Source organism: Streptomyces sp. NPDC047525, assembly GCF_040643025.1.
Lineage (GTDB): Bacteria > Actinomycetota > Actinomycetes > Streptomycetales > Streptomycetaceae > Streptomyces > Streptomyces durmitorensis.
The window spans coordinates 1-5,706 of the sequence record NZ_JBEYTL010000045.1; the positions used below are offsets into that span (position 1 = coordinate 1).

Here is a 5,706-nt window from a genome sequence, read left to right on the forward strand (position 1 = left end):
CCCGGCACATGCCGGTAATCATTGGCATACAGCTTCACAAACAACTTCGCATTCCCACGATCCGACAACGTGTCAGGCAACAACCCATCCACGGACAGCGTTTGGGTGTCGAGATCGAGCAGAGTCGCTTCGGCACCTGGCGGGGCACAGCCCCCGTTCCCTACGTGCCATGAGCCGCCGCTGGGCCTTCCTCGCAGATCAGAAGCCATGTACATCTCCCAGCCGGCGATCCGAGCGACTCAGCAACGGGGGTCGCGTCGCGGTGAACAGCGACCGAAGCGACTCAACTCCCGTCAAGAGGTGGCGAGCGCGGGGCGCGGGTCTCGCCTGATGTCCGAGGTCAGCGTCGCTTCAGTCTCTCCCCGCAGGTGTCAGGCCTCAGACGACGACACACAAGATACCTACCATCCGGTTTTCTTTTCAAGAGCTTCGCTCGCGGGGTGGATGCTCGAAGGAGCACCGGAGCCCCCTCGAACGGTGCGGGCGAGCCGGATGGACGCTCCCCATAATAAACCGCACGCCTGGTTTCATATTGACCCACCCCCGGGAAGGCACTACAGAGAACCGTCCAACCGGTATATTTACTGGCGTCTGCAGCAGGACAGTCATGCACACCCAGTGACTGGCCCGCGCGGGGGGCAGAGGGGGAGAACATGACAGTGAACGACCGCGAGTCACAGATCGTCATCGTGGGGGGTGGGCCGGTAGGCATGCTCCTGGCCTGCGAGTTGGCAGGCCGCGGCGTACGCACGGTGGTGCTCGAGGACCGGACCGAGGTGTCCCGAAGACCGAAGGCCACCACGCTGCACGCCCGCACGGTGCAGTGTCTTCAGCGTCGCGGCCATCTGCCCGCCCATGACGGCCTGCCGGCCGCCACGCACCGGGCGAGCCCGTTCCACTTCGCGGGGATACCCGGGCTGAGCATCTCGGTGCCCGCCACCGAGCCCGAGCCCCTCCTGAAGTGTCCGCAGGAAGATCTCGAACGACTCTTTGAGGAGCGGGCCCGCACCGCCGGCGTACGCATCCTGCGGGGCCACCGGGTGACCGAGATCCAGCAGTCGCGGGACGCGGTCCACGTCGTGGCGCAGGGGCCGTCGGGGCAGACATCCTTCACGGCGGACTACCTGGTGGGTGCGGACGGCGCACGCAGCACCGTCCGCACGCGGGCGGGCATCCCGTCCCACTCGATCCCGGCCACGGTCTCCGCAATGGCCGGCGACGTACGCCTGGCCGACGAGGACGCGCTGAGTCCGGGATGGCACCGGACGCCGCGAGGCTGGGTCATCGTGAAGAACGCGGGAGGGGGCGTCGTACGGCTGCGCACCCTGAACTGTGCGGGACCGCACCCCGCGCGCCATCTGCCGCTCACCCTGACCGAGTTCCAGGCCGAGGTCGCGTGGATCACCGACCGGGACATCGCGATGGCGGAGCCCCGGTGGCTGAGCCGCTTCAGCGACTTCTCCCGGCTGGCCGGTGCCTACCGGGCAGGGCGGATCCTGCTGGTGGGGGACGCGGCGCACGTGCACTTCCCGATCGGCGGCCAGGGCCTGAGCACGGGTCTGCTGGACGCGCTCAACCTCGGCTGGAAGCTCGCGCTCGAGGTCCAGGGCAACGCGGGTGCCGGGCTGCTCGACACCTATGACCAGGAGCGTCTCCCCGCCGCCCGGCGGATCATCGACAACGCGCGTGCCCAGCTCGCCCTGATGCGTCCGGGCGCCGAACTCGACCCACTGCGCGACATGTTCGCGGGGATGCTGACGGAAGGGTCGTTCGGGGACGCCCTCGCGTCGATGGTCAGCGCGCAGGACACCGTGCTCCCGTCGCTCACCCCGAGCCCTTCACCCTGGGAGGGCAGATTCCTCGTCAACGCCGTCGTCGACACCGCCGACGGGCGGACGGACGTGATCGACCTGCTGCGCCAGGGGCGTCCGCTGCTGCTCCTGACGGGCGACGACCACGAGACCTACCGGCAACAGGCGCAGCCGTGGCAGCACTTGCTCCATGTGGTGCGGGCCGTGGCGACGCCGGAGCTGCCGTGCGACGCGCTGCTGGTCAGGCCCGACGGGTACATCGCCTGGTCTCCCGGGGGCGACGCGCTGTCGGGCGCTCTGACCATCTACTTCGGCGAGCGCGAAGGGACTGTGCTTCCCGGCTCGCGCCACGGGTCGGAATGCGGCCTGGCCGAAGCTCTCAGCTGACCTCAGCTGACCTCGGCCGGCTGCGGGGCTCCGGCCTCGGCCACGATCCGGGCGACGACCTCGCCGCGGTCCGCGCCGAGCTCCACGCTCGTCAGGACGGACGGGTGCGCCACGCTGGGCAGAAGGTGGCGCAGCATCGCCGAGACCCGGATCAGCAGGTCGTTGTGTTCGCACACGGCCTGGGACATGGCCTGTACCCCGGCGAAGGCGCCCACCGTGACGTCCGCCGTCTCCGTGACCACGACCTGGGGGAGCAGCTCACCCTGCTCGTGGGCTTCGGTGAGCAGTCTCCGGACGATCTGGGACCAGCGCACGAACGGCCCGCTCCGGTCGAGACCGTGGGCCTGCTGGTCGAGCGAAAGACGGACGCCTGCCCGCACCATCGGATCGGTCTGCAGCCGGTAGGCGTGCAACATCACGGTGTCGATGAGCTGTTGAACCTTGCAGGCCTGGTCCTGGACGACGTTCTGCTGGTCCTGCTCGAACAGGACCCCCTGGGCCAGATCTTCCTTGGAGGGAAAGTGGAAGTACAGGGCTCCCTTGGTGACGCCGGCCGTCTTGAGGATCTCGCTGATCGTCGCGGCCTGGAAGCCACGTTCCTCGAAGACCTTGGCCGCCGCGGAAAGGATTACCCTCCGTGTGCGGATGGCTCGGTCTTGCTTTGCCATGAAGGTCTCTTTCAGTAGAGGGCCTGGCACCAATAAAAACCGCCCAGTATGTATCTTACTGCTTCGCGGCCGTTGTGGCCCATGTGTCCGAGGGAAGAGATGCCATGTCAGGCGTCTGTGGGCGGGGGAGGGACCTGATGATTCTGGTGACGGGAGCCACGGGGACGGTGGGGCGCGAGGTGGTCCGGCGACTGCCCGACGGAGTGCGGGTGCGCCTGATGACCAGGAACCCCGCCAAGCTCAGGGCGACGGGGGTGATGGGGACGACGGGAGCGACGGGAGCGACGGGAGCGACGAAGGAGATCGTGGCCGCCGACTTCGACGCCCCACGGTCGTTGGAGCACGCGCTGCGGGGCGTGAGCACGGCACTGGTCGTCACCAGCCGGGTGGGCGGCGACGACGACCTGCGGTTCGTCCGTGCGGCGCGGGCGGTCGGCGTACGACGGCTGGTGAAGTTGTCGGCGGCGGCCGTGCTCGACCCGGGCGCCGTCGACCTCATCACCCGATGGCAGCGCACGACCGAGGAGTTGCTGCGTTCTTCCGGCCTGGAATGGACGCTGTTGCGGCCCCGCTCCTTCATGAGCAACACCCTCTCCTGGGCAGCCTCCGTTCGGTCCGAACGGGTCGCCCGGGCCCTGCACGGGGCGTCGGCCAACGCGTGTGTCGACCCACGGGACATCGGCGAGGTCGCGGCGCGCGTTCTGACCGAGGAGGGGCATGCGGGCAAGGCGTACACCCTGACCGGTCCCGAGCCGATCACCCCGGCCGAGCAGACCGAGCAGCTCGCGCAGGCGCTCAAAGTGCCTTTGCGGTTCGAGGAGTTGACCCTCGAACAGGCTCGCGCGGGGCTGGCCGGGCGTTACCCGGCGCCGCTGGTCGAGGCACTCCTGGAGTCTGCGCAGAGACAGCGGGCAGGGGCGAAATCCGCGGTGGACGGCACGGTGTGTTCCCTGACGGGCCGCCCCGCGATCACTTTCCGGAGGTGGGCTCATGACTATCGGGACGCCTTTACTGCCGGAGGCGGTTTTTCGCCGTGAAATTGCAGTTGCGATGACGGTGTTCTAAGGACGTGTGACGCAAGAAAATGGCCGGGGCCCCGGAATCGATCTTCCTGATCCGGAGCCCCGGCCTCTTTCGTTCTCAGATGGGAAGAAGTTCCATCGTCACCAGGGACGAGAAGGCGAGTTCGTCGTTCTGGCTGGCGGTCACGAGGATGCGTGTACTATCCCCGGAAATTCGGCGTGCCTCGATGAAACAGGGCTCGTCCAGCTCGATGTAGCGCGTGAACTCACTCGTGAAAGACAGGGGCAGGGCGTGGGGGCCCACGGTGGCGATCGCCGCCTGCCGAGCGGCCTCCACGAGCGTCATCCCCGGTACGTGGTCGACGGGGTGCTCGAACAGGATCGGGTGGCGGGTGTCCACGCGCAGCTGCCAACGGTCCTCGCGCGAGGTCGCGGACAGGACGACGTCCATGGGAGACACCCGGCCGACGGCCTGCGGTGCCGTCGGAGCGGTGAGGGGCAGCGCGCGCACGGTGTCGGCCAGGCGGCCGCCGCGCACGCGGCGGTAGACCTTCGGGGGCATGCAGGTGAAGGCGGCGCCTCCGGTCGCGGCCACGTGGCCGTCTCGGTACATCACCACGTCGTAGTGCAGGCCCGTGAGCGCGTTGTTGCGTCTTTTGACGTCCCGGCAGGTGACGTCCATGTCCAGGGAGGCGGGAGCGCCGCCGATCGCCAGGTGCGCGGGGTGGATCTCGAGCCTGAGATCCCACATCACGAACTGGAAGTCGAGCGGAACATCGAATTCCGCATGGGCGAGGAGCGACCCGACCTGGCGGATCGTCTCGGCGGCTATCAGCGGGTCGTGGCAGCCGGCCACGGAGGTGAAGAAGGCGTGTCCGCGCGGCCATTGGGCCGCCACCGAGAAGTGCAGGTCGTCCTTGCGAAACCAGTCCGTGAGCATCACCTCGGCCACCCCTGCACGGTGGACGAATTCCTTGGGAACGGTGGTGGTCAGCGTGGAATAGCGTGGGAGAGCGGCGGAACCGGTGGACACCGTCAGGCCGTTCGCGCTGTGTGCCGAGCTGGGTATTGCGCGGGTCATACGGAAGGTCTCAGTGGACACGATTCCCCCTGGTTTCGCGGTTGTCTGGGCAGAAGTGGAGCCCTCGATAAAGATACATACCACCCGGTTTAATTTCCAGACGCTTCCGAGTGATCGTGCAGAAGGGATCGAGCATTCCTGAACGGAACGCCCGGTGACCTGGGAAGGCGTCGGTTTCGATGCCGCGGAACCCTGCCTTACGGCTGTGGGATCTCAAGCGGTTTCTTAGCGACTCTCGAGCGCTCTGGCGCACCGTCGGTCCGAAGTGGACTGAAGGGGGCGCTGAGGATGCGTGACGAAGAGTGCGCACTGCTGCGGGTGGAGCGTGGCCAGGTGGAACCCGATGAACTGGCCGCCGTGGCCGCGGTGCTGTTCGCCCGCATCAGGGCGGGGCGCAGCGAGGCGGCACCGGTGTCCGCGAAGCGCTCGCGGGCCTGGAGGCCCGCGCAGCCCTATTCGGCCCCCGGAGGGTGGCGCTGACCCGACGATGTGGGCCGTCACGCACCTATAAACCGCACGCGCGGTTTGTTAAAGTCCTTCTGCGGCCCTGGGTGCGACCTCCTTGGCCTCGTCGCAGAAAGGGACTGGAGTGATATGGCGATGGTGACTGCCCCAGCACCGGTACCGCAGCGCAGCGGCGCCCGTGGGCGTGTGGCGGAGCTGCACGCGATCCGTGCCGAGGCGCTGCGCGGCCCGAGTGAGAAGGCGACGAAGGCCCAGCACGCGAAGGGCAAGCT

Annotated in this window: 6 protein-coding genes; 3 read left to right on the forward strand and 3 right to left on the reverse strand. The window is 67.9% G+C overall.

The window, feature by feature from the left end; genetic code table 11:
• Window positions 1-209: hypothetical protein (locus ABZ833_RS45480; RefSeq protein ID WP_361059982.1), on the reverse strand; the 209-nt coding region annotated here is incomplete at its 3' end.
• Window positions 210-653: 444 nt separating this feature from the next.
• Between ABZ833_RS45480 and ABZ833_RS45485 the strand changes: the two genes are divergently transcribed.
• A complete protein-coding gene (locus tag ABZ833_RS45485; RefSeq protein WP_361059985.1) occupies window positions 654-2,198 on the forward strand; it encodes an FAD-dependent monooxygenase in 1,545 nt (514 codons plus the stop codon).
• Between the two features lie 2 nt (window positions 2,199-2,200).
• Here ABZ833_RS45485 and ABZ833_RS45490 read toward each other — a convergent pair whose 3' ends face one another.
• Window positions 2,201-2,866 carry a ScbR family autoregulator-binding transcription factor gene (locus ABZ833_RS45490; RefSeq protein ID WP_361059988.1) on the reverse strand — a complete coding sequence of 222 codons (666 nt, stop codon included), beginning with the start codon at window positions 2,864-2,866 and terminating at the stop codon, window positions 2,201-2,203.
• 137 nt (window positions 2,867-3,003) lie between these two features.
• Between ABZ833_RS45490 and ABZ833_RS45495 the strand changes: the two genes are divergently transcribed.
• On the forward strand, window positions 3,004-3,903 hold the full coding sequence (locus ABZ833_RS45495) for an NAD(P)H-binding protein (protein ID WP_361059991.1): 900 nt from the start codon (window positions 3,004-3,006) through the stop codon (window positions 3,901-3,903).
• A gap of 103 nt (window positions 3,904-4,006) precedes the next feature.
• Here ABZ833_RS45495 and ABZ833_RS45500 read toward each other — a convergent pair whose 3' ends face one another.
• Window positions 4,007-4,969, reverse strand: a complete 963-nt coding sequence (locus ABZ833_RS45500) for a ScbA/BarX family gamma-butyrolactone biosynthesis protein (protein ID WP_361059994.1) — start codon at window positions 4,967-4,969, stop codon at window positions 4,007-4,009.
• A 288-nt stretch (window positions 4,970-5,257) separates the two neighbouring features.
• Between ABZ833_RS45500 and ABZ833_RS45505 the strand changes: the two genes are divergently transcribed.
• Window positions 5,258-5,449, forward strand: coding sequence for an acyl-CoA carboxylase epsilon subunit (locus ABZ833_RS45505; protein WP_361059996.1), 192 nt, complete (start codon window positions 5,258-5,260; stop codon window positions 5,447-5,449).
• Window positions 5,450-5,706 lie beyond the last annotated feature (257 nt).